This is a genomic window from Rossellomorea sp. NRS-1567 (genome assembly GCF_050467885.1).
GTDB classification, from domain to species: Bacteria; Bacillota; Bacilli; order Bacillales; family Bacillaceae_B; genus Rossellomorea; species Rossellomorea aquimaris_C.
Map to the genome: position 1 here is coordinate 25428 of NZ_JBITPL010000030.1, position 23808 is coordinate 49235.

General features: G+C 41.2%; 25 protein-coding genes and 1 pseudogene. 21 read left to right on the forward strand and 5 right to left on the reverse strand.

Going from position 1 to position 23808, the window contains the following annotated elements; genetic code table 11:
* The first annotated feature begins 1 nt into the window (after window position 1).
* The gene (locus ACIFOD_RS20495) at window positions 2-826 is read left to right on the forward strand and encodes an EcsC family protein (protein WP_430316049.1); all 825 of its coding nucleotides are present in this window, start codon (window positions 2-4) and stop codon (window positions 824-826) included.
* Between the two features lie 201 nt (window positions 827-1027).
* Here the strand turns inward: ACIFOD_RS20495 and ACIFOD_RS20500 are convergent, their stop codons facing one another.
* Both ACIFOD_RS20500 and ACIFOD_RS20505 read right to left on the reverse strand, forming a co-directional pair.
* Window positions 1028-1420, reverse strand: a complete 393-nt coding sequence (locus ACIFOD_RS20500; RefSeq protein ID WP_430316050.1) for an SET domain-containing protein — start codon at window positions 1418-1420, stop codon at window positions 1028-1030.
* Between the two features lie 91 nt (window positions 1421-1511).
* Window positions 1512-2825 (reverse strand): D-alanyl-D-alanine carboxypeptidase family protein, encoded by a 1314-nt coding sequence (locus ACIFOD_RS20505; RefSeq protein ID WP_430316051.1) that lies wholly within the window; start codon window positions 2823-2825, stop codon window positions 1512-1514.
* A gap of 263 nt (window positions 2826-3088) precedes the next feature.
* On the opposite strand from ACIFOD_RS20505, the pseudogene ACIFOD_RS20510 reads away from it, so the two are divergent.
* A pseudogene (locus ACIFOD_RS20510) lies at window positions 3089-4099 on the forward strand (S66 family peptidase).
* Here ACIFOD_RS20510 and ACIFOD_RS20515 read toward each other — a convergent pair.
* Window positions 4053-4445: a hypothetical protein gene (locus ACIFOD_RS20515; RefSeq protein WP_430316052.1), complete on the reverse strand. Its 393-nt coding sequence runs from the start codon at window positions 4443-4445 to the stop codon at window positions 4053-4055. The pseudogene ACIFOD_RS20510 and the gene ACIFOD_RS20515 overlap by 47 nt on opposite strands.
* Before the next feature lie 126 nt (window positions 4446-4571).
* Here ACIFOD_RS20515 and ACIFOD_RS20520 point away from each other — a divergent pair, with 126 nt between their 5' ends.
* The 5 genes from ACIFOD_RS20520 to ACIFOD_RS20540 all read left to right on the forward strand — a co-directional run bounded on the left by ACIFOD_RS20520 (window position 4572) and on the right by ACIFOD_RS20540 (window position 8134).
* Window positions 4572-5489, forward strand: a complete 918-nt coding sequence (locus ACIFOD_RS20520; RefSeq protein WP_430316053.1) for an alpha/beta fold hydrolase — start codon at window positions 4572-4574, stop codon at window positions 5487-5489.
* The gene (locus ACIFOD_RS20525) at window positions 5486-5968 is read left to right on the forward strand and encodes a DNA topology modulation protein FlaR (RefSeq protein WP_430316054.1); all 483 of its coding nucleotides are present in this window, start codon (window positions 5486-5488) and stop codon (window positions 5966-5968) included. The genes ACIFOD_RS20520 and ACIFOD_RS20525 overlap by 4 nt, the downstream gene beginning before the upstream one ends.
* 13 nt (window positions 5969-5981) lie before the next feature.
* The gene (locus tag ACIFOD_RS20530) at window positions 5982-6527 is read left to right on the forward strand and encodes a GNAT family N-acetyltransferase (protein ID WP_430316055.1); all 546 of its coding nucleotides are present in this window, start codon (window positions 5982-5984) and stop codon (window positions 6525-6527) included.
* 29 nt (window positions 6528-6556) lie between these two features.
* Window positions 6557-7540: a serine hydrolase domain-containing protein gene (locus ACIFOD_RS20535; protein ID WP_430316204.1), complete on the forward strand. Its 984-nt coding sequence runs from the start codon at window positions 6557-6559 to the stop codon at window positions 7538-7540.
* Between the two features lie 93 nt (window positions 7541-7633).
* The gene (locus ACIFOD_RS20540) at window positions 7634-8134 is read left to right on the forward strand and encodes a CBO0543 family protein (protein WP_430316056.1); all 501 of its coding nucleotides are present in this window, start codon (window positions 7634-7636) and stop codon (window positions 8132-8134) included.
* A gap of 55 nt (window positions 8135-8189) precedes the next feature.
* Here the strand turns inward: ACIFOD_RS20540 and ACIFOD_RS20545 are convergent, their stop codons facing one another.
* A complete protein-coding gene (locus tag ACIFOD_RS20545; protein ID WP_430316057.1) occupies window positions 8190-8720 on the reverse strand; it encodes a GNAT family N-acetyltransferase in 531 nt (176 codons plus the stop codon).
* A gap of 85 nt (window positions 8721-8805) precedes the next feature.
* On the opposite strand from ACIFOD_RS20545, the gene ACIFOD_RS20550 reads away from it, so the two are divergent.
* The 11 genes from ACIFOD_RS20550 to ACIFOD_RS20600 all read left to right on the forward strand — a co-directional run bounded on the left by ACIFOD_RS20550 (window position 8806) and on the right by ACIFOD_RS20600 (window position 19109).
* Entirely contained in the window at window positions 8806-9237 is a 432-nt protein-coding gene (locus ACIFOD_RS20550; RefSeq protein WP_430316058.1) for an HIT family protein, read from the forward strand.
* Window positions 9238-9248: 11 nt separating this feature from the next.
* Window positions 9249-10490 (forward strand): aminopeptidase, encoded by a 1242-nt coding sequence (locus ACIFOD_RS20555; protein ID WP_430316059.1) that lies wholly within the window; start codon window positions 9249-9251, stop codon window positions 10488-10490.
* 206 nt (window positions 10491-10696) lie between these two features.
* A complete protein-coding gene (locus ACIFOD_RS20560) occupies window positions 10697-11092 on the forward strand; it encodes a VOC family protein (RefSeq protein ID WP_430316060.1) in 396 nt (131 codons plus the stop codon).
* A gap of 227 nt (window positions 11093-11319) precedes the next feature.
* Window positions 11320-11880, forward strand: coding sequence for a glycerol-3-phosphate responsive antiterminator (locus ACIFOD_RS20565; protein WP_430316061.1), 561 nt, complete (start codon window positions 11320-11322; stop codon window positions 11878-11880).
* A gap of 163 nt (window positions 11881-12043) precedes the next feature.
* Window positions 12044-12874, forward strand: a complete 831-nt coding sequence (locus ACIFOD_RS20570) for an MIP/aquaporin family protein (protein ID WP_397551373.1) — start codon at window positions 12044-12046, stop codon at window positions 12872-12874.
* A gap of 20 nt (window positions 12875-12894) precedes the next feature.
* Window positions 12895-14385, forward strand: a complete 1491-nt coding sequence (gene glpK / locus ACIFOD_RS20575; protein WP_430316062.1) for a glycerol kinase GlpK — start codon at window positions 12895-12897, stop codon at window positions 14383-14385.
* Window positions 14386-14560: 175 nt separating this feature from the next.
* Window positions 14561-16225 carry a glycerol-3-phosphate dehydrogenase/oxidase gene (locus tag ACIFOD_RS20580; RefSeq protein ID WP_430316063.1) on the forward strand — a complete coding sequence of 555 codons (1665 nt, stop codon included), beginning with the start codon at window positions 14561-14563 and terminating at the stop codon, window positions 16223-16225.
* A gap of 114 nt (window positions 16226-16339) precedes the next feature.
* Window positions 16340-16897, forward strand: a complete 558-nt coding sequence (locus tag ACIFOD_RS20585) for a hypothetical protein (RefSeq protein WP_430316064.1) — start codon at window positions 16340-16342, stop codon at window positions 16895-16897.
* Window positions 16898-17184: 287 nt separating this feature from the next.
* Window positions 17185-17985 carry an SDR family oxidoreductase gene (locus ACIFOD_RS20590; protein ID WP_430316065.1) on the forward strand — a complete coding sequence of 267 codons (801 nt, stop codon included), beginning with the start codon at window positions 17185-17187 and terminating at the stop codon, window positions 17983-17985.
* Window positions 17986-18186: 201 nt separating this feature from the next.
* Window positions 18187-18603, forward strand: a complete 417-nt coding sequence (locus tag ACIFOD_RS20595; RefSeq protein WP_430316066.1) for an NUDIX domain-containing protein — start codon at window positions 18187-18189, stop codon at window positions 18601-18603.
* 62 nt (window positions 18604-18665) lie between these two features.
* Entirely contained in the window at window positions 18666-19109 is a 444-nt protein-coding gene (locus tag ACIFOD_RS20600; protein WP_113967839.1) for a DUF4064 domain-containing protein, read from the forward strand.
* A gap of 239 nt (window positions 19110-19348) precedes the next feature.
* On the opposite strand, the gene ACIFOD_RS20605 is transcribed toward ACIFOD_RS20600, so the two are convergent.
* Window positions 19349-19444 carry a putative holin-like toxin gene (locus tag ACIFOD_RS20605; protein WP_253275457.1) on the reverse strand — a complete coding sequence of 32 codons (96 nt, stop codon included), beginning with the start codon at window positions 19442-19444 and terminating at the stop codon, window positions 19349-19351.
* Between the two features lie 260 nt (window positions 19445-19704).
* Between ACIFOD_RS20605 and ACIFOD_RS20610 the strand changes: the two genes are divergently transcribed.
* The 3 genes from ACIFOD_RS20610 (at window position 19705) to ACIFOD_RS20620 (ending at window position 23782) form a co-directional block, all read left to right on the forward strand.
* Window positions 19705-20802, forward strand: coding sequence for a M24 family metallopeptidase (locus ACIFOD_RS20610; RefSeq protein ID WP_430316067.1), 1098 nt, complete (start codon window positions 19705-19707; stop codon window positions 20800-20802).
* 117 nt (window positions 20803-20919) lie between these two features.
* Window positions 20920-21357 (forward strand): DUF6376 family protein, encoded by a 438-nt coding sequence (locus tag ACIFOD_RS20615; RefSeq protein ID WP_430316068.1) that lies wholly within the window; start codon window positions 20920-20922, stop codon window positions 21355-21357.
* A gap of 262 nt (window positions 21358-21619) precedes the next feature.
* Window positions 21620-23782: a DNA topoisomerase III gene (locus tag ACIFOD_RS20620; protein ID WP_430316069.1), complete on the forward strand. Its 2163-nt coding sequence runs from the start codon at window positions 21620-21622 to the stop codon at window positions 23780-23782.
* The last annotated feature ends 26 nt before the right edge of the window (window positions 23783-23808 follow it).

Sequence of the window (23808 nt, forward strand, 5' to 3'; positions counted from 1 at the left end):
TATGCACGAATCAGAAACAAGGGAAGCTCTTTTACGGGAACTTGAAGTTGTAAATAAATGGGCAGATGATCAAAAAGGGTTATGGTTTTGGGAGAAGCTCGGCCGTATTCCATTTATGATTCTAGACCGGATCACTCCTCAAATGGTGCATAACAAGATTGGACAAGCACTGGATGAAATAGGGAGCTATATACAAAAGGGTGGAAGCTACCTTACTAGTGAGAAGGAAGTCGTTAAGCGATTTACTAAGAGAACAGACAATCCTCATTTAAATGTAGAGGACATCGCAAAGCTGGCCCTTTCAGATATGGATGAAGTAAGTGAAGGGATCGTGGGTATGAGAAGGAAGGTTGCGATGACCCAGGGGGCGACTACGGGAATCGGTGGGTTCCTGACTCTAAGTATTGATATACCTTTCATTCTGGGCATATCACTTAAGACTCTTCAGGAAATCGCCATAAGTTACGGGTACGATCCAAATGATCAGCAGGAGCGTATTTTCATTATAAAATGTCTACAGTTCGTTTCTTCAGATATTGTCGGGAAGCAAGCAATCCTTCAGGAGCTTTCGGACTTCAACAAAAAGGATATGGAGAAAAGAGAACAAACCCTTTCCCAGCTACAAGGATGGAGGGAAGTGATGGTCAGCTTCCGTGACAACTTCGGCTGGAAAAAACTATTCCAAATGATTCCCATCGCAGGCATCCTGTTCGGCTCCTTCATCAACAAATCCATGATCTCAGACATAGGAGAAACCGGCCGTATGCTCTACCGTAAAAGAAGAATCCTGGAGAAGCTGGAAGAGGGACGGACCTCTGAAATTTAATTTTTCTGGAGAAAAGGCTAAATATCAATCTTTTTAAATGATGAATGCAGATCAGAGGTCCGTCCCTCTGATCTTTTTTATGTAATTAATTTGGAGTATTTAATATCAGATAAGGGGCAAAGTTAATGAAACCAGAACCTGATTTCCTGAAAATCATTAACCAGTAAAACAAAAGGACCTCCAATTGGAAGTCCCTTTCAATTATTCTTCTTCGTTTTTATCTTTATTAAACCAAAGTGGTTCATCATTATCCACTTCGCCATTATAATTAATGAGCAATTCTTCGCCGGCTTGAATGTCTTTATAGGCATAAAAGTCGAAGGTATGGCTATCAAAATTGATTTCATATGTTGTATTAGGAGTATACGAATGGTTAAACAACATTCCATACCCTAATAGAAGTGCTGTATGATTGATTCCGTATTCAAATACATAATCCGCCAGGAACGTTTTTTCAATATGTTCATGTTCCTCATTGGGATAGGGTATGACTGGTGCTTCATGAACCAGCTCTCCTTTGGCTATATCTCTTTTTGCAAAAACGCCGCGATTAAGATCACCGTCACTAAGGGACGATATTTTCACTTCGATCATTATGCCACCTTCTTTCTAAATCCTTAACTTAGTAAGCTTGACACGAACTGGATAGAAAATCAACATCAAATCTTTATTGGAGCCAGCTCAATTAAAACAAATTCCCAAAAAATCCTTGAATGCTTCGTGCACTTCGTACTAGCCAACTGGCCTTCTCTACTGACTCAGCTGCAAAAATATCCACTTTATAGGAAGGTTGTTTTTTATCAAAAATATACTCGTTTTTTTCCGGGGTTTCGATCATCATTTCTCCAATTTTTTCACCCTTTTCAATTGGAGCTTGAAGAGTACCATCGTTGTTAAGCTTATCTTCATCCAATTTGACTGAAGCTTTCACTTTATCCTTCTCTTCTTTTGTTACTCGAATAGATAAAGGCTTGTCTATCTTGATGGCAACCGATTGTTCTTTACCGTCTGGAACGTCTAGCGTGTGTTCCTTTTTCTTTTCAATATCATTTAAGCTGTACTTAACCGTCTCAAACTCATCAAATCCATAATCAAGAAGTTCTGTCGTTTGAATAAAACGCTCTGCACTGCTGGGCTGACCATATTCATCTTTGGCATCTAAAATGACTGAAATATATCGGACTCCATCCCGCTCTGCAGTCCCGGTAAAAGTGGAACCTGCAAAGGGTGTCGTACCTGTCTTTAATCCATCTGCACCTTTATAAAAATAAGATTTATCTTTTAATAGGCCGTTTGTATTCTTCATGAGGAGTTCTTCATCTGTACCCGGTCTGAAAACTTTGGAAGAGAGACCCGAAGTCTCTAATACTTCCGGAAAATCATGAATGAGGTAATATGCTAAAGTAGCCATATCTTCAGCTGATACCATGTTTTCATCATTCACATCGGTTCCTTTTGGAAACATGCCGAGCATATCGTAGTTACTAAGCCCCGAAGAATTAACAAATTGAAAATTCTCAAATCCGAGTTCTTTTGCTTTGGCATTCATCTGCTTTACAAATTCACCTTCAGTACCTGCCACCACTTCTGAAAGAGCAATCGCTGCACCATTTCCTGATTTGATCACCATGGCATCATACAGTTCTCTTACCGTATACTCTTCGTCCGCTCGCAGGGGGACATTGCTCAAGCCGGGAGCATTCGCTAATTGATAGACTTTGTCACTTACTTTATACGTTTGATCCCATTTAATCTTTCCTTCTTCAATGGCTTCTAACACAAGGTATTCAGTCATCATTTTCGTCATGCTGGCAATCCCGAGGAGCTGATCTTCATGTTCTTTATACACAATCTTACCTGTATCTGCTTCCACTAAAATCGCAGCATCTGCTTTTATATCTAATTTCGTCTTACCATGCGCCGTTTGCTGAAAAGGCGTCATGGCCATAAGGGATATCATCAAAACCGACAGGCTTTGCTTCATCACATTCTTATTCAAACCAATACCTCCAAAACCTAGTTTTACACAACCAAATTATTTTACCACACAAACCCCATAAGCGCCCCCAAACCCCAAAACCTTTTCAAATCGTTCATATTATTGTCAAAATGAGGGACGGACCTTACTTTTTTGAGAATCCTTATTTTTATTGGGGGATGTGATAGGATGAGGTCCGTCCCTCTTTTCGTAATTGGAAAATAATTCTTTCTCCAAACCTTCTAATCTGGTAAAATCATTTAAACCGTTTGGAGGGGAAGACTTTGATTACATACCCACTATTAAAAAAAGACTCAACCATAGGTGTGACCGCTCCTTCATCAGGAGTTCCTCAAGAACTACATGATATGGTCAAGCAATCCATTATTAAAATGGAGAGTAAAGGTTACTCCGTAAAATGCGGAGAGACTGTATGGACGCAGCATAAAGCTAAATCTGCCCCTGCCCAAAAGAGGGCCGCAGAATTGAACCAAATGCTGCAGGATGGAAAAATCTCCCTAATCATCCCACCATGGGGCGGTCAATTACTCATAGAAATCCTTGACCTCATTGATTATGAAAATATCAAAACGAAATGGCTGCTGGGTTATTCCGATACGAGTGTGCTATTACTGGCACTAACATTAAAAACCGGAATCGCCACTGCGCATGGAACTAATCTCGTTGATTTAAGAGGTGAGTACTCTGATACAACGACTGCACAGTGGGAAACCGTTCTCTCAACGATAGAAGGATCGTCTGTTACTCAGCATTCTTCCCAACACTATCAAAAATAATGGAATCACGACCAGCCTTCTCCAACAGTCTTTCACTTAACTGAGCCAGCTATTTGGAAAACTGCAGGAAATCATAATGTAAAGATCAATGGCCGTCTGCTCGGAGGCTGCATAGATGTCATCAGGCACTTAATCGGAACGCCTTATGGAAATATAGGAAATTTTAGAGAGAAACATATAAAGAATGAACCCATCCTCTGGTATTTTGAAAACTGTGAATTAAACACCGCTGATCTGCGCCGTTCACTTGTACAGATGAAATTAGCCGGCTGGTTCGACCATTCTTCCGGTATTCTGTTTGGAAGAAGTGCTGGCAACACGCCTGTTGGTGATTATACGATTGAAGATGTCTATCAAGAGCTGTCAGACGAGCTGCAAATTCCGATCGTGTATGATATTGACTGTGGGCATCAGCCTCCTCAAGTTACTTTGATCAATGGAGCACCTCTGCCTACTTCTTCAAAAGTTTATATCGCTTTTCATTCATCATCCACATGATATATCCCCATAGCCATCCACCTGCTACACAGCATACGATCAAAAAGAGAAGGTAGTCTCTAATCACTGCATACAGAATCACTGAAAATAGCAATCCAGTAATCAACGAACCATATACTATGGAAAAGTACCATTTACCCTTTTCTCTAATGGTTTCCCAACGTCTCCAGTAGTCGCCATCCGGCACCCTGCTATTGATAAAGAAAACACAGGCATTCATAAAAAAGATAAGGCTGATGGCTAAATACATGTAGGATGTCGGATCTAACCAAAACACTAGAAAATTAATCACAGATGTGAAGGAGAACATGATATATATTAGTTTATTTTGTTTTATTTTTTCCATTTCAGCGCCCCCAATCTTTTGTATTATATCAAACCATTTCCGACATGGACCAACATAATAAAGGAAAATCCCTCCATCTTCTAGAAGTCTATTGAGGAACAGAATTCAGCTAAGGAGTTTATATTAATGAAAGCAAATGTAATGACCATTCGAAAAAAAGAAATCCATGTCGAAACCCATGGTTCTAAGGAGAATCCCGCCTTACTATACTTGCACGGGGGCCCTGGTGAAAGTTGCTACGATTTCTCGTTTCATCAAAGTGAACGATTAGGGAAACATTTCTTTCTTGTTGCAATCGACCAAAGAGGTGTTTGCCGTTCAGAAGCCATTCAAGAAAATGAAGAGTTTGGTTTTCAATATCTGGTAGAGGATTGTGAAGCACTCAGAAAAGAATTAGGACTCGATAAATGGTCTGTAATAGGGCATTCCTTTGGAGGGTTTCTGGCTCTTGCATACGTCTCCCAGTATCCTGAATCCATCGAGAAAGTCATTTTCGAATGTCCCACCTTCGATTTCACCCTGACATCTAAGGGACTACTAAGAAAAACCGCTCGATTATTCGGAAAATACAATCGGTATGAGTTACAAGGGAAGGCCATGAAATTGGCAGATGAACACCTTTCCCCAAGGGACTTTACAGAAATTTATATGAAGCTTAGTGATGAACTTGGAGAACACCGCATGCAAATTTATACACATAATTTTGATAATCCTACTGACTATTATGCATCTTACACTGAGGAAGAATGGGACACCCTATACGATCGTTCAGATCATCACTATCATCTTCTCCGTGAAGAGGGTGTCATTTTTACCAGTTTGTTAGATAGAATCAAACTAATTGAAACACCGATGCTTCTTCTGACAGGAGAATATGATCCCGTTACATGTGAAAAACATGTAGAAATATTTAAGAGAGATGCAGCAAATGGGGAGATCGTTCATTTTAAACATAGTGGTCATACACCTCATTACGAGGAAGCCGACCACTTTAAACAGGTGATCTTGAATTATCTATTAGTCAAAAGCCATCATTTCTCATGAATACAGCTAAACGAATTCACATCATAGGCTCAGTTGCAAGCGGGAAATCTACATTCGCACGCCAGCTTTCAAACGAAAGAGGGATTCCATGTTATGAACTCGATAACGTGATGTGGAGAAGACATCCCAGTGGAGATATAAGAAATACGGAAGCACAACGAAGAGATATACTTACATCCATACTAAATCGGAAATCATGGATCACTGAAGGCGTGCATTATCAGGAATGGATGCACAGTTGTCTTGAAGAGGCAGAGATTATCATCTTTCTTGATACTCCAAAATGGAAGCGGAACTACCGGATTCTCAAACGCTACATAGAAGAGAAATATGGATTCAAAAAAGGGAACTACAAGCAAACCTTAACGATGCTTAGAAAAATGTATGGATGGAATCGTCACTACGAAAAGAAAGAAAAGCCAATCATCATGCAAATTCTCGAACCATATCAAGACAAAGTCATCATCCAAAAAGGATAAAGGAGCAATCAACATGTTTACCTATAAACTAAACGACGAATTAGAATTAAGACTTCTCGATATACAGGATGCTGAACGAATCCACGAACTGACTGATCAGTCCAGAGCGTATTTGCGTGAGTGGCTCCCATGGGTGGATTACTCAAAAACGGTTGAGGATTCAAAGGAATTTATTAAAAGTACACGTTTAGGCTTCGCGAATAATAAGAGCTTAACTACTGGCATCATTTATCAAAATGAAATAGTAGGGGTAGCGGGATTCAACGTACTTGATTGGTCGAACAAAGTCGCATACATCGGCTATTGGCTAGGTGAAGGCTACCAAGGAAAAGGGATTATGACGACAGTGGCAAAGGGACTCACAACATACGCATTTGAATACTGTAAAATGAATAAAGTCGAAATAACCGCTGCCGAATTCAACCATCGCAGTCGAGCGATACCCGAGCGTCTTGGTTTCAAGGAAGAAGGGAAGCTGAGGCAAAGAGAATGGATTTACGATCATTTTGTGGATCATATTGTATATGGGATGCTCGCAGACGAGTGGAAGAAGTCTTGAAACAGACCGTTCAAGAACCACTAAAGGAATTGATCTCCTGGGTTGAAGACATTAAACATAAAAACGGGAGTTCTGCTGCATCCCTTTATATTATAAAAGATGACCAGGTCGTTTTGGAGCATTATAGCGGCAGGTACTCCCATGAAAAAAATGCAACTCAAATCACAGAAAAGTCTCAATTTAATGTTGCCTCTGCCCGTAAAAGCTATTTAGGCCTTACGGTTGCCTACGCTTTACATGATAAATATATATCGAGTCTGGACGATCCCATCACTCAGTATTTCCCTGAGCTTGATAAGGATTTATTCAAAGGCACAACGATCCGTCATCTTGTAACTCATTCCCACGGACTCGATACCGACGAAAATGGATACATATATCGGGAATTCAAGCCCGGTAGCAGCTGGGCATACCGTAACGTGGGAGTGGACATTATGACAAAATTAATTCACCGACTGTATGGAAAAGGGTTCCCGCAGCTTTTAAACGAGAGGGTTTTTACTCCCCTGGGGTTTAGTGAAACGGGATGGAGAACGGAATCAGATGAAAATCTTGTACCTATCATCGACCACATCGATAAACCTGCGCTACCTGGACTGGGGGCAGCGTCAGATGGAACGGAGAAGAATTTATTTGCATCTCCCAGGGAATTTGCTCTCTGGGGGCAGCTACATGTTCAGAAAGGCATTATGAATGGAAGACAAATCGTTCCCTCTAAAGTAATTGAGACTGCCACTTCCATTCAAAATGTTTCGTATTCTGACTCCACCATTCCTGAGAATGGTCTGTTTTGGTACGTTCAAGACGTTCCAAGGGATAAAAGTGAATTGGGGGAAAGGGTACCTTCAGGATCTTATCAAATATTAGGTGTCACCGGTCCAACGATTCTTGTCATTCCTGCTTATAATGTGGTGGTGTCAAAAATGTATAACAAGCGTTACAACTATGGGGGAGACCAATACCTTTATTATTTACGGGAGTTTAGTAACAAAGTGGCAGATCTATTTTCATGAAGAATGGTGTACCCCAATAGACCCGGGAATGAATTACCAAATATTTGGTAACACTAATGTCTATATTATGAGTCGGGCTATGGGGGGGATCCCATGTTTCATATAGTAGTCATTGTAGTGATTATTCTCAGTTCCTTGAAATGGGGTTCGTGGAATAGATGGAGGGAGTTTCTTCCCACGATCTATTATTTTAGTTTTTTCAATATGTTTTATCAGTATATCAGCTACACCATGAAGGCGGTTTGGGAACTAGATGGCTTTTTCATCAATATGTTTGTGACGGATTCACTTTACACGATGATCGCTTATCCTTGCCTTGTAGTTCTATTTTTGAGCCACTACCCAGAGGAAATCAGAATGAAAATCTTCTATTATTTTAAGTACATAGGTGTTGCCATCTTGATTGAATGGGCAGCGTGGAGAATGGATTCCATTGAATATTTTGAAGGCTGGAATCTTTGGTGGACCCTCCTGTTTTATTTTATTATGTTTCCCATGCTGCGCCTTCACTTCAAAAACCCGTTTCGGGCATTGATGGTTTCAGTCTTTGTCATTGCATTTTTACTTATTAGCTTTGATTATCAGGTACTATAAAAAAAACGGTGAATCCACATCTTGGGACTCACCGTTTTACAATGTGTAAAGAGTTTTATAAGAACAAAACCATCAGTTCTTCATCGAAATATTCATCGTTATATTTCAATGCACGCTTTTCTGTCCCGTATGGCTTGAATCCACAAGAATGATAGAGCCCCTTCGCTGTTTCATTGGTTGTGACAACAGTAATCATGACTTGTTCAATGCCATCCTCCGCTTTTGCTTGAGTGATGGCAGCTTGAAGGAGCCCTCTTGCGAATCCTTTCCCTCGATGGGCAGGGGAAACATACATGGCAAAGATAGAAGCTTTATGCTTCATTTTTAAAGCTCCTTCGCGTACAAGGGTCACCGCTCCGACAAGTTTCCCGTCATCAAAGCAACCAAACGTGTAGCTGCCATTTTGCACAAGTCTATCGGCTGTCACTTCAATTGGGTTGGTACGGGCAATGGCTTCTTCATAGCTGCTGCCGAAACTTGAAGGACTCTGCTGCAGCATTTCCAAACGAAGCTGCCAATAAGCTTCGGCATGTTTTTCATTGAGTAATTGAATTTCCATTATTTTCTGACCTTCTTTCTGTTCCATGATATGATGAGAGGAGCTTTTAATTTAGCTATTCAAACAGAATTCGACATTATTGATGAAATCCCTTTAAATTGGAGGTATATGTATGGAAGATTGTCTCGGCTGCCGCCTTGCAAATGAAAAAGAGAGAGTATTTATCATATACGAAAATGATCACGTGGCCTGCTTTTTGGACCATGTCCCGCATCACCCCGGACATACCTTGATCCTCCCTAAACGACACAAAGTGGAAGTAACGGAATTCAGTGAAGAAGAAAGTCTCTCCATAATGAAGGCTTCACAACTCGTTTCACAAGCCGTTCAGGCTCTATATGAACCCAACGGGATTACCATCTGCCAGAATGGAGGCATCTACAACGAGTTAACGCATTATCATATGCACGTTATTCCGCGAAATGAAGAGGCAGATCGATTCGGCGAACTGTTTTATGGAAAGGCTGAGGTTGAACAACACACTGAATCACTGGAAGAAACTCAAGAAAAGATGATTGCCTACATTAATAGACTACTAGAATAGGAGTTAACAAAATGACAATACATAAAGATTTCGACCAAAAAATAATTCAATACGCAGAGCTCGCGATTAAAGTGGGAGTAAATGTTCAGCCTGATCAGCCCCTGTGGATTTCTGCACCACTCGGAACTGAAAAATTCGTACGCATTGTTGTAAAAGAAGCATATCTTGCTGGTGCAAGAAATGTGCATGTTCAATGGTATGACGAGGAAATCATGAGAACACATTATGAACTGGCCCCGGATGATACTTTCTACGAATTCCCAAGCTGGCTGGCTGCTGCGCATGAATGGGTTGTGGACAATAAAGGAGCCTTTCTTCAAATAGAAGCGAATGATCCGGACCTGTTGAAAGGAATCGACCCAGACCGTATTCTTAATTTTGAAAAAGCAAGTGGAGATGCCCTGGACCGTTTCTATGAAGCGATTGAAAAGGATCAGATCAGCTGGTCTATCGTGGCCATCCCTTCACAAAAATGGGCAGACAAGGTGTTTCCTGACTTACCAGAGAAAGAAAGAATCCCAAGCCTTTGGGACCGTATCTTCACATCCGTCCGTATTAATCATGAAGATCCAGTCCTCGCTTGGCAAACACATATCGAAACCCTGACCAACAAAGCAAGCGAACTCGATCACCTAAAGCTCAAATCCTTGCACTACCAATCGGAAGGGACGGACCTTACCGTTGAACTTCATGTAGATCACTTATGGCTGACAGGAGCAAGTAAAACACCAGATGGAACCCATTTTATTGCCAATATGCCGACAGAAGAAGTGTATACTGTCCCTGTAAAAACCGGAGTCAATGGCACAGTTTCAAGTACCAAACCACTTGCTTATAATGGGAACGTGATCGACGATTTCACCCTTACGTTTGAAGATGGGGAAATTAAGAAAATCTCAGCCAGAGAAGGAGAGGAAATTCTGAAAAAATTGATCCTGACAGACGATGGAGCGGCCTATCTTGGAGAGGTGGCACTTGTCCCGCATCAGTCACCGATCTCTGATTCTGGTGTTCTATTCTTTAACACCTTATTTGATGAAAATGCATCCAACCATTTAGCGATCGGCTCCTCTTATCCCACTTGTATAAAGGATGGAGACATCTTATCCGATGAAGAACGGGAAGAAAAAGGACTCAATGAAAGTGTGGTTCATGAAGATTTTATGATTGGTTCAGAACATATGAATATAGATGGAGTGTGCCGTGATGGAAAAAGGATCCCTATTTTCCGCAATGGCAACTGGGCTATCTGATTTAATAGTTTCAGTCTTGGTCAGATTTCCTGATTAAATAGGGTTGATGTAAAAAATGATTTACAATCCAGACGTCACTTTTGGCATCTCAATATCTAACTGGTATTAAGGATGATGCAAGGTGAGTTAACTGAGAGAATCAAGTCGTTTCATTAGAAAATCCGGCCTAAATCTAGAATAATCCTACTAATAAAAGGAGAGATCCCATGATTTATGAAATGACTGTACAAGTCCGCGTAACTGATATGCAAAAAGGGCAAAAATGGTATGAAACTCTATTGAATCGCACTCCAGATTTCAGTCCCCACGAAGGGTTTGCAGAGTGGGAACTCATTCCCGGCTGTTGGCTCCAGGTAGCAGAAGGCACCCCATCCCTCAATTCCGGTCCTATCCGTTTGAGGGTTGAAGATATTAGCAGAGAAAGGGAAAGACTGTCATCCCTTTTAGGTACAAAGCACTTTGACATCCATGAAAGAGAAGAAGTCCCAGTAAAGTGGGCAACCTTTCAGGATCCATGGGGCAATGGAATCGGATTGTTTCAATATCATAGTAAAACGGAAATGCAAGAGCGTATCCAATCCATCTTCAAAAAAGAGAGATAGGGCCTGCTGAACTGATATTAACTCTCCTTTAACTGAAATCTTAAGGTTGCTAAAATCATCTATCAAAACTAAATCGACCTTCACTCCTGATGAATTTTGTCAGCTACCACAAGATGTAATATTATGGTAAAATTATTGGAATCTCATGAACACTTACAGTAATTTATGATATAATTTCTCCTTGTGAAAAAGGTCTATTAAAAAATAGTAAAGGTGGGGAAAAGAAGGTGAGTTTTGAAGGTCAAAAGATATTGCCTGCCATCCGGTCCATGAAGGACTTTGATAAAATGCTCGAAACCTCTTTTCAGTACGGTGTGTTTCTCGATCTCCATGTTGGAATGCTTAAAAGTGTATTTGATTATGCACGTAAGGAAAATCGGAAAATGTTTCTGCATTTGGACTTAATCCATGGACTATCCAGTGATGAGTACGCGACAGAATATATCTGTCAGGAAATAAAGCCTTATGGCATCATTTCAACCAAAGGGAATGTGATTAAGAAAGCAAGGCAAAAAGGTATTTTTTCCACTCAAAGGATGTTTGTGATCGATTCAAGTGCTATGAATCGCAGCATTGAGCTTATACATAAAACAGATCCTGACTTCATTGAAGTCCTTCCTGGAGTCATCCCTAAAATCATTACCGAAATAAGAGAAAAAACGGGGAAGCCTATTTTTGCAGGAGGGCTTATCGATACTGTTGAAGAGGTGGAATCCGCTCTTGAGGCTGGCGCTACGGCCATCACTACGTCAGATCGTATGCTATGGAAGCATTTTGATCAGAAATAAATCCTGAAAAATGTATTGACAACGTTTTCATAGTGGAGTAACATAGTCCACAAGTTAATACGTTGTGAAAGAGATGAAGAGACTCACGTGAACTGCCTATTTCCAGGAGGCATTCCGTGAGTCTTTTTATTTTATAAAAAATATACGAAATGAGGGAAAAAGCATGACTGCATTTTTAGGAGAAGTGGTTGGAACAGCCTTACTCATCATTTTTGGTGCAGGGGTTTGTGCAAATGTGAATCTTAAGAAATCATTTGCTTATAACGCTGGTTGGATTGTCATCACATTTGGTTGGGGTCTGGGTGTTGCCATGAGTGTATACGCCGTTGGACAGTTTAGTGGGGCTCATTTAAACCCTGCTGTTACCTTGGGACTGGCTTTTAATGGAGACTTCCCGTGGGGTGAGGTTCCTCAGTACATCTTAGCTCAAATGATCGGAGCGATGATTGGGGCAACCATCACCTATCTACACTTTTTACCCCACTGGCATGCAACGAAGGATCCCGGGGTGAAATTGGGGGTATTTGCTACAGGACCTGCCATTCCACACTATTTTTCAAATTTATTAAGTGAAATCATTGGAACTTTTGTGTTAGTAGTAGGATTATTATCTATAGGAGCGAATACATTTACAGATGGCCTGAATCCATTTATCGTTGGTTTCTTGATTATAGCCATCGGAATTTCTCTCGGTGGAACAACAGGCTATGCCATCAATCCTGCCCGTGATTTAGGACCGCGCATTGCTCACTTCCTGCTGCCGATTCCAGGTAAAGGGCCATCCAACTGGGGATATTCCTGGGTTCCTGTCGTCGGGCCTGTCTTGGGAGGATCATTTGGAGGCGTATTTTATAAAGCCATTTTCATTGGACAAGTCACGACAAGCTTTTGGGTAGTCCTACTTGTTACACTGGCAGTACTTGGGCTTGCATATGCGAGTGACAGAAAGATCAGTTTAGCTCAAAAAGTGCATCAATTATCAACCGATAATTAATTTTTTGGAGGGATAACAAAATGGAGAAATACATTTTATCATTAGATCAGGGTACGACAAGTTCAAGAGCGATTTTATTTAATAAAGATGGGGAAATCGTCCATACTGCACAAAAAGAATTTACTCAACATTTTCCGAAGCCGGGTTGGGTTGAACATAGTGCGAACGAAATTTGGGGATCGATTTTAGCCGTTATTGCAAGCGTTTTATCTGAGTCCAATATCAAACCCGATCAGATTGAAGGGATCGGAATCACCAATCAACGTGAAACAACGGTCGTTTGGGATAAAGAAACCGGAGACCCTGTTTACAACGCCATCGTGTGGCAGTCACGTCAAACAGCGGGGATATGTGAAGAACTTAAATCACAGGGACATAACGATACGTTCCGTGACAAAACTGGATTATTGATTGATGCCTACTTCTCTGGTACCAAGGTTAAATGGATTCTTGACAATGTAGAGGGTGCGAGAGAAAAAGCGGAGAATGGCAAGCTTTTATTCGGGACGATCGACACATGGTTGATCTGGAAAATGTCTGGTGGAAAAGCTCACGTAACGGATTATTCCAATGCCTCCCGCACGCTCATGTATAACATTTACGATTTGAAATGGGATCAGGAGCTACTTGACATATTAGGCGTTCCAGAAAGCATGCTTCCAGAGGTCCGTCCCTCCTCGGAAATTTATGCGAAAACGGTGCCTTACCATTTCTTCGGGAAGGAGATTCCGATTGCCGGTGCGGCAGGGGATCAGCAAGCGGCAATGTTTGGACAGGCTTGCTATGAAGAGGGTATGGCTAAGAATACGTATGGAACTGGTTGCTTCATGCTGATGAATACAGGTGATAAAGCTGTAAAGTCTAATAATGGTTTACTCACAACCTTGGCATGGGGAATTGATGGAAAAGTGGAGTATGCATTGGAAGGAAGTATTTTCGTAGCCGGTTCTGCCATTCAGTGGCTTCGCGACGGTCTTCGTATGCTGAAGGACGCGAAGGACAGTCAGGCGTATGCAGAAAAGGTAGACACTACAGACGGCGTTTATGTTGTCCCTGCCTTTGTAGGATTAGGAACTCCTTATTGGGACAGTGATGTTCGCGGAGCTGTGTTCGGTTTAACAAGAGGAACATCTAAAGAGCATTTTGTAAGAGCCACCCTGGAATCCCTTGCTTACCAAACGAAAGATGTGCTTACAGCGATGGAAGCCGACTCCGGAATCTCCCTTAAGAAACTGAGAGTCGATGGCGGTGCTGTTAAAAATGACTTCTTAATGCAATTCCAAAGCGATATTTTATCTGTACCTGTCGAAAGACCAGTGGTAAATGAAACAACGGCATTAGGTGCTGCTTATTTAGCGGGGTTAGCTGTAGGATTCTGGGATAACCGGGATGAAATATCGAAGCAGTGGAATATAGATAAGGAGTTTGAACCGCAAATGCCTGTTGAAACTCAAGGAGAACTATATAACGGATGGAAAAAAGCCGTAAAAGCAGCTATGGCTTTTAAATAAAAGAAACGTATGATATACTGTTTATAAGTTAATAAGTTCGGTTAGAGACCACGAGAGACCAAACCTGCATTATGGAACTATTTCACCATAATGTTCGTTTTGGTCTCTTTTTTTATGGTTAAACAAGAAGAGTGAGAACTTAAACTATTTATATATACCTTAGGAGGAACCCACTATGACCTTTTCAAGTACTGCAAGAAGAGAAGTGAAACAAGTATTAGCCTCAAACCACTTTGATATGATTGTGATCGGGGGGGGAATTACCGGAGCAGGCATTGCCCTTGATGCTTCGAAGCGTGGAATGAAGGTGGCACTAGTCGAGATGCAGGATTTCGCAGCCGGGACTTCCAGTCGTTCTACAAAGCTCGTTCATGGCGGCTTACGCTATTTGAAGCAATTCGAAGTGAAAATGGTAGCGGAAGTTGGAAAAGAACGGGAAATCGTTTATGAAAATGGACCTCATGTAACGACTCCTGAATGGATGTTGCTCCCCCTTCATAAAGGGGGCACATTCGGTAAATTCAGCACGTCGATTGGATTAAAGGTGTATGACTACCTCGCTGGAGTAAAGAGAAGTGAACGACGCTCCATGCTTTCAGTTTCAGAAACATTGAAGAAGGAACCCCTTGTGAAAAAAGATGGCCTTAAAGGCGGCGGTTACTACGTTGAATACCGGACTGATGATGCCAGATTAACGATAGAAGTCATGAAAGAAGCAGTTGCACACGGTGCCTCTGTCATAAACTATATGAAATCCCAGCGATTTCTCTATGAAAATAAGAAAGTAGTCGGAATTGAAGCTGAAGACCTGGTGACGGGGGATACGATTGAAATCCGTGGTTCAAAATTCGTCAATGCCGCAGGTCCTTGGGTAGATGATGTACGCGGAAAAGATTACAGTACGAATAACAAACAGCTTCGCTTAACTAAGGGTGTTCATCTTGTCATTGATCAAAGCAAATTCCCTCTTCAGCAGGCGGTTTACTTTGATACTCCTGATAAAAGAATGGTATTCGCGATTCCTCGAGATGGCAAAGCTTATGTCGGGACAACAGACACATTTTTCGATCAGGAAAAATCATCTCCTCATATGACATCTGAGGACCGGGATTATATCTTGGATGCGATTCATTTTATGTTTCCCGATGTATCTGTAGGGAAAGAGGATGTGGAATCGAGCTGGGCAGGTGTAAGACCATTAATTTTTGAAAAAGGGAAGGACCCTTCTGAAATTTCCCGTAAAGATGAAATTTGGGAAGCAGAAAGTGGACTCATCACCATTGCCGGCGGAAAGCTTACTGGTTACCGTAAAATGGGGGAAACAGTGGTTGACCTTGTATCAAAGAGATTAAAAGAAGAGAATAAGAAGAAGTTCCCCGCTTCTTCTACGAAGCATATGCCGATCTCTGGAGGTCATGTAGGCGGATCGAAAAACTTCCGAGCGTTTATTGATCAAAAAGCAGATGAGGCGCATCAATTTGGATTAACAGAGGAAGAGGGAAGAAAGCTTGCAGCCATGTACGGTTCAAACGTGGATCAGCTCTATAAGCTTGCTCATGCTTATAGTGGAACAAGTGATGAAAGGTCCGTCCCTGCTTATTTATATGCGCAACTGATTTATGCGATTCAGGAGGAGATGGCCGCGACGCCGGTTGATTTCTTTATTAGACGGACTGGTGCTTTATTCTTCGATCGTGAGTGGGTGGAGAAATGGAAGGAGCCTGTAATCGAGATAATGGCGAAGCTTCTGAAGTGGAATTCAGAGCACGAACAGCAATATAGAGCGGAATTAAATAGTGAGCTTAAGAGTGCAGTAGTCCCAGTAGATTTGCAGTCGTAAGCAAGAAACCGGCAGAATGAATTTTCTGCCGGTTTGTTTGTATACACTAGGAATTCCTGTAAGAATCATGATAAAATCAGGATAAATATGTAAATTTCTTCGGAGGGATGCTGGTTGGAAGAAAAAAAGAATACCAGGGGAAGGTTCCTCCTATCACTGTTAGTGTCTTCACTAATTGCCTTTGCAATCACTCTCTATTTTGAAAAAGGTGACTCTATCACAAGAAAAGGTGCATTCAGGCAACACCTTGAACAATTAGAGTTTAAGGGCACTTACCATGATCTGAAAGTTGTTTCAGAAAAAGAAGCCGGGCAGCAATACCTCCTGCTCTATACCTATATGAATAAGGACGGGAAAAATCAGATCGGACTGGCCATTTATAAAAAAATGAATGCCCTTCCCCTTTATGAGCTAAACAGTATTAATGATTCTCCTCAATTATCTGCCGGAACAGACTTTCTTCATACTAATCAGTTTATCGTTTACGGTGACCGCGACAAAATGGGTGCTGACTACATTACATACCGGGAAAATATCCAGTTTAAACGATTAGAGCTTGAAGAGAATGACTATTTCATTCACATCGAACCTTACGAGGGTATGCTCCATGTTCCTCAAGTGAACTTTTATTCTAGTGATGGAAAAATAGTTGGTTCGACGCAGGCAAAATAATGATCCATAAATATGCTTAGAATTATATAAATATATGAATAGTTGATGAAATTGACCATAGATGACTATTCATTTCCCGAGAGAACTGTTCATCCCTTCTTAGAGTTGTTGAATATCATATGGGGTTGCTGTAGATTAAGAATAGAAATTGACACGACTTCCTCGTTAAAAGGGTGGCTTCAATGGGATGAAGCCACCCTTTTTTTGCATTTTTTTGATAAAAAACTCAGTGGATCAGAACCATTATTGCTATACTGATAGAAAGAAAAAATGGGGAGGAAGCTGGGATGAAATATAAAATAGCCGTGGTGACAGGGGCGAATAGCGGGTTTGGTTTTCTCTCGACGCTGGAGCTTGCACAACTTGGATATAAAGTAATCGCCTCCATGAGAGACCCACATAAAGGAAGTGCATTGCTTCAACGGGCTGAGGAACTAAAAGTGAGGGATTTAGTGGAAGTGCATCCATTGGATGTAACGTCTGAAGCATCCATCAAGGAATTCTCTACCGCCCTTAATGATTTGGGCAAGGTGCACATCCTCTTGAATAATGCAGGATATGCCGGTGCGGGATTTGCAGAAGACGTTACAATCGATGAGTTCCGTGAACAATTTGAAACGAATGTTTTTGGTGTCATGAGAATGACTCAAATTGTTCTCCCTTATATGAGAAAGCAAGGAGAAGGGAAGATCATCAATATGAGCAGCATTAGCGGCAGATTCGGCTTTCCTGGACTCAGTCCTTATGTATCTTCCAAGCATGCATTAGAAGGATACACCGAAAGTCTGAGATTGGAGCTTAAACCCTTTGGCATATCCGTGCATCTGATCGAACCCGGTTCTTATCAAACGAATATCTGGACATCAGGTAAGAAAGTCACTCCACTTTCGATGCAAGAAAACTCTCCTTACTTTCGCTACATGGAAGCCATCAACTCTGAAATTCAAGCTGGTGCAGATACACTTGGAGATCCAAGGGAGGTTGCCTGGATCGTACGGGAAATAGCACTAAACAAGAAAAAATCTTTTAGAATTCCCATAGGCAAAGGAGTGCGATTAACCCTATTACTCAAAGCAGTCCTTCCATGAAAACATCATCTTAAAGAAACTCGGAATGAAAGAGACCAAAGAGGGACGGACCTTATAGCAGGATCGGAAAATGTCTGAATATAAAGAATTTTATTATGCAGAAGGAGAATTTTGTCAAAAGAGAGAATATGCTTAAGGAGGAATAACTCATTCATTAAAAAATTGAATGAGTTTGAATTGCACACGAAATGAGGTGATTAATTGAATGAATGGATTGGTGCATCTGCTCTTTGCATGCATGAAGGTCGTTTATTGATGGTATTACAAGGGAAAGAAGAAGAGAAACGGTGGTCTGTTCCTTCAGGGGGGATGGAATCGGGCGAATCTCTTCAGGAATGCTGCAAACGTGAAGTTTGGGAAGAAACAGGCTATGATATTGAAGTAGGAAATCATTTGTATACAAAGTGGGGGAATGAAGGAAGTATTTCTATAAGAATTAATTACTATGAAGTCCAGCTCCTGGGAGGAGAGGCCACCATACAGGACCCTGATCAATTAATACATAATATCGAATGGTTTTCACTTCAAGAGTTAAAGAACCTGCCCCTGGGCTTTACAGAAGATCATTCCATCCTGGAAGCCTACATGAGTAAGAAGCTAAACACGCTATCCTTTTAAAGGAATAGTATCGTTTTAGCACAATATATTATAAAGTATTTATCTATAAAGGAGAGAGTAGAATGGTGAAACGAACAGGAGAAGTAGTGATGGGAGTAATCGGAATTATCTTATCCGCATTATTTTCCATAATCGGAATCGTACTTAATATGGGGATGAGTAATCCTGAGGTCATGTCCCAACTAGAAGAAGGTATGGAGAGTGATCCAAATATACAAAATGCAGAGATGACTGCAGGAGATTTAAGCTCCATTATCAACGCTGCTGAATCAACTGGATCGTACCTTGTTATCTTAGGAATCATTGCGTCCATCCTGGGGATTATTGCTGTACTGACCATTGTGAAAAATAAAAAACCGGTATTGTCCGGAATCATGTTTATCATCGCTGCCCTAGTCATCGGACTTGGCACGATAGGATTTGGTTTCGTACCAGGCCTTCTGTTCCTGATCGCAGGAATCATGGCACTTGTTCGCAAGCCTAAGAAAACAGACCCTGTGTATTAATAAAGCATTTAGAGAATTTCTTCTCCAGGCTATATTTTTTCGTAAAGTTTTGCTTGTACTCATCTTGCTTTCCGACTGGATTTATACTATCTTAAAAGTAGAGCATAATGATAAAACAAGAGACACTGGCGGCAACCAATGTCTCTTGCTACACAGCAAACTGCAAGGAAAGCAGTGGCCCAATAGAGAAAGGAACATAACTCTACCCTTCAAAGTTTAGGCGCTTCATGAGGGTGGGGTTATTTCTTTTTGTCGTTTGAAATAACTACGGCAATGATGGAGACAATTAAAGAGCCAAAGGTAATCATTAGCGTTAACGCCTCATACGTTGTCACTATAAGCACCACCTCCTTCTATAAGGAAGTGGCCACTCCCACCCTACATTCACTGTATGCTTCAAATTATATCACAAACACCCCCCGTACTTTATAGGCAAGAGGTAGGAAAAGCTTACCCCTATCAAAAAAACAAACAACCCCATTGAGTACCTTCCGATTCAATACGATTATTTCAAACTTTCTTCAAAATGTGATAGCATAGATATGCTCATACTAATCGATTACATAACATCACGAAATTCGAGGAGGAACTCACGATGAAACAACGTATAGAAATACTGAAAAATTGGTTAAAAGAAGAAAATATCGATGCCGCATTCATCAATTCAACTGAAAATGTATTTTACTTAACGAATTTCCACACGGATCCACATGAGCGGTTGATGGGACTGTTTGTATTTCCGGATGCCGATCCATTTGTGGTCGTACCTGGCATGGAAGCACGTCAAGTGAAGGATGCCGGTTGGAATAACGAAGTGATCGGCTACTCTGATCACGAAAATCCATGGGAATTCATTCAACAAGCCATTCAAAGACGAGGAATTGATGGCCGCAAAGTGGCTTTCGAAAATGAAGTCGTAACGTATGGCCGCAGTCAGGCATTTATAAACATATTCAACTCACCGAATATAGTGAATGTTGAAGATAAATTAAATGAGATGCGTGTAGTGAAGGATGAGGGTGAAATCGCCATCATGCGCCGTGCAGCTGAAATGGCAGATTTCGGGGTTGAAGTAGGTATAAGTGCACTGCAAGAAGGCATTACGGAGATGGAAGTTCTTGCAAAGATCGAGTATGAATTAAAGAAAAAAGGCATTCGTGAAATGTCTTTCTCTACGATGGTGCTCTTTGGTGAAAAAGCTGGAGATCCGCACGGAAACCCAGGAGACCGGAAGCTGAAGGCAGGAGATTTTGTCTTGTTTGATCTTGGTGTTGTCCTTGAAGGATATACTTCTGACATCACCCGTACATTCGCTTATAAATCGGTTTCAGACAAGCAAAAAGAAATCTACAATACCGTTTTAAAAGCAGAACTGGCATCCCTGGGTGCAAGTAAGCCCGGAAACCGTATTGGTGACCTGGATCAAATCGCAAGGGATATCATTACAGAAGCAGGGTATGGAGACTATTTCCCCCACCGGATCGGTCACGGCCTTGGGATCAACGTACATGAATTCCCATCAATGAGCCATTTAAATAATGGGATATTAAAAGAAGGAATGACCTACACCATCGAGCCAGGGATTTACGTACCGGAAATCGGCGGCGTAAGAATTGAAGATGATGTACTGATAACGAAGGATGGTTACGAAACATTGACCAATTTCCCTAAAGAACTGCAAATCATTAAATAAAACATGGAGAAGGCTAACGGTGTGTTAGCCTTCTTTTTATGAAATGAAATGAAATGAAACCAATACGAAGGTTATTCGTATATATAGGGAGAGAAAGCTAGGGAAGGATGAAATTCAGTGAAAAAATTAATCATATTATTCAGCTTTTTTATGCTGACAGGCTGCGGAATCCTCGAAGAAGCAAATAACAGTTTGACCTATGTTGAGGAAATGACCGATTATTTAAATGAAGCAGAACAATTCGCAAACGATTTTCCTGGATTAGTGGAAAATGCAGCGGCAGATTCATCCAACATACCGGCACTTGAAACAAGATTAAAAGACATGAAAACAGAAATACAAGAGATCAATGATCTGACCCCGCCTCAGCTGGCAGAAAGCATCCACAAAAAAGTGGAAGGATATAATGAACAAGCGCTGGAAGGAATTGATCGTGCCTTAGTCGAAATTGATAAGGGAGAAGTCCACATTTCAGAGTTACAAAACCTTGAGATCGTAAACACCTTTAATCAGCTACAAGAGATTAAAGGGAATCTGGAAAATTTAGGACAATAAGCACTTGGTGTTACAGATATGGCTTCTAATCTGTAACACCATTTCACCATAACATTACATACCCCACGATCACTCTTCGTACATTCATGCCCACCTTTGGTACCACAAAAAAATCAACCCTATTCTATCAAGTAGATTTGTATTAAACTAGTTTCGAATATGACTGATAAAAAAACAAGTATGATTTCTCCACATACATAGAACAAGAGTTCTGAAAAACATGCTATAATGAAGGAATCATAAAGTTGGACAGGAGAATGATATGAAAGTTGTTATTGCCGAAAAACCCGATCAAGGAGCTACCCTCGCTAAACCTTTTCCTCATCGAAAACGCCAAGGATACATTGAAGTACATTCTAATGATGTGTTCCCCACTGGGGCTTATATCACATGGGCTGTAGGTCATCTTTTTCAGCTTCAAGCCCCTGAAAAATATGAAAGCAAATGGAAGAAGTGGACGTTGGAAGACCTCCCCATCATTCCTCAACGATTTCAATATGAGCTTCAACGGGCAAAAGCGAAACAATTCGCAGTCATCAAAGAAATTCTAAAGAAAAGGGAAGTCACAGAAATCATCCATGCAGGGGATGCCGGGCGTGAAGGTGAGTTGATCATCCGGAATATTATTTCAATGTCCCGGGTGCAAAAACCCATGAAAAGATTATGGATATCATCCCTGACAGAGAAAGCCATCATTCAAGGGTTCACCAGTTTAAAAGAAGAAACGGAAATGCGGAGCCTCTATTATGAAGCCTATTCCCGTGCTTGTGCGGACTGGCTTGTGGGAATGAATGCATCGAGAGCGTATAGCATTCTACTACAGCAGCAAGGCATGTCGGATGTTTTCTCTGCAGGCAGGGTACAAACGCCGACTCTTGCTTTGATTGTGAAAAGAGATGAAGAAATAGAGCAATTCAAAAGCGAACCCTTCTGGGAAGTGAAAGCAGCCTTTCAAATGGGAGATCACATGTACGAAGGGGTTTGGCAAAAGGATGGAGAATCTCGAATTCAAACAAGGGATCTGGCAGAGAAGATTGCTTCGTTCTGCCAAGGGAAGCCTGCAACCGTACTAGAGATGAAAACAGAAAGAAAAGAATTTGCTCCTCCATTACTTTTTAATCTCTCAGCTCTTCAGGCAACGATTAACAAAATATATAAATTTTCACCTAAAAAAACATTGGATGTCCTGCAAAAACTTTATCAAAAGGGGATTGTTTCTTACCCAAGGTCAGATTCACAATATGTAACCAAAGGGGAAGCTGAAACCTTCCCGGAAATATTGTCTAAGCTTCAGGAATACAGTCCTTACAATGGCTGGATCCCCACTCCTCATAAGAGCCTGCTGAATAACAAACGTTTTGTAAATGAAGCGAAGGTTTCTGATCACTATGCGATTATTCCAACTGAACAAGTAACCGATCCTCAATCGCTATCAGGGGACGAAAGGAAAATATATGATGTAGTGGTTAAACGTTTTATCGCTGCACATCACGACAAAGCTGTGATCAATTACACTACTATCACTACCGTCGTGGACGAACGGGCTGAATTCATTTCTAAAGGAAAGCAAATTCTCCAAGAAGGATGGAGACAGGTTCTGATGCAGAATGAAAAGGATGACGAACCGCTCCTGCCACCTGTTAAGGAAAGCGACAAGGGCACTGTCAAGAGTGTCCATACCAAGGAAGGAAAAACCCAGCCACCTAAACGTTACACAGAAGGTCAACTGATTACCTTAATGAAGACAGCTGGTAAATACATGGATAATGATGAGCTCGAGAAAGTGTTAAAGCAAACAGAAGGTCTGGGTACCGAGGCAACACGCGCTGGAATCATAACCATGCTTAAAGATCGGAACTACATTGATATCCAAAAGAATATTGTCTATCCAACCGATAAAGCAAAAGTTTTGATTCGGGCAATTGGTGAAAATGTGTTGGCATCAGCTGAAATGACGGCAAAATGGGAGCAGCGACTACAGGAAATAGGAAAAGGGCAAGCGTCCGCACCCGAGTTTATGGAGCAAGTGAAGAAATTAAGCGATAAACTTGTTCAAAACGCTCTTCAAGAGGCAAACACATGGAATTTCGAAGATCTTGATACTGATTCCATCCAACGGTCCAAAGGGAGTAAAGGTAAAAGAACATCGAAAACCAGCGTCGGCACATGCTTGAAGTGTGGCGGAAAAGTGGTTGACAAAGGAAAATTCTACGGATGCTCCAATTATCAAAAAACAAAGTGCAGCTTCACCATTTCAAAGACCATTCTCTCAAAGCGTATGACCCAGGCAATCGTGAAAAAAGTGCTCGCAGATGGGAAATCCGAACGCATCGACGGTTTCAAAAAAGGAGAAAAGGAGTTTTCAGCTTACCTTAGTTGGGATCCTGTTGAAAAGAAAATTCAATTCGTATTTGATATACATTAACCCATCGAAACGACTCTCATAAGGGA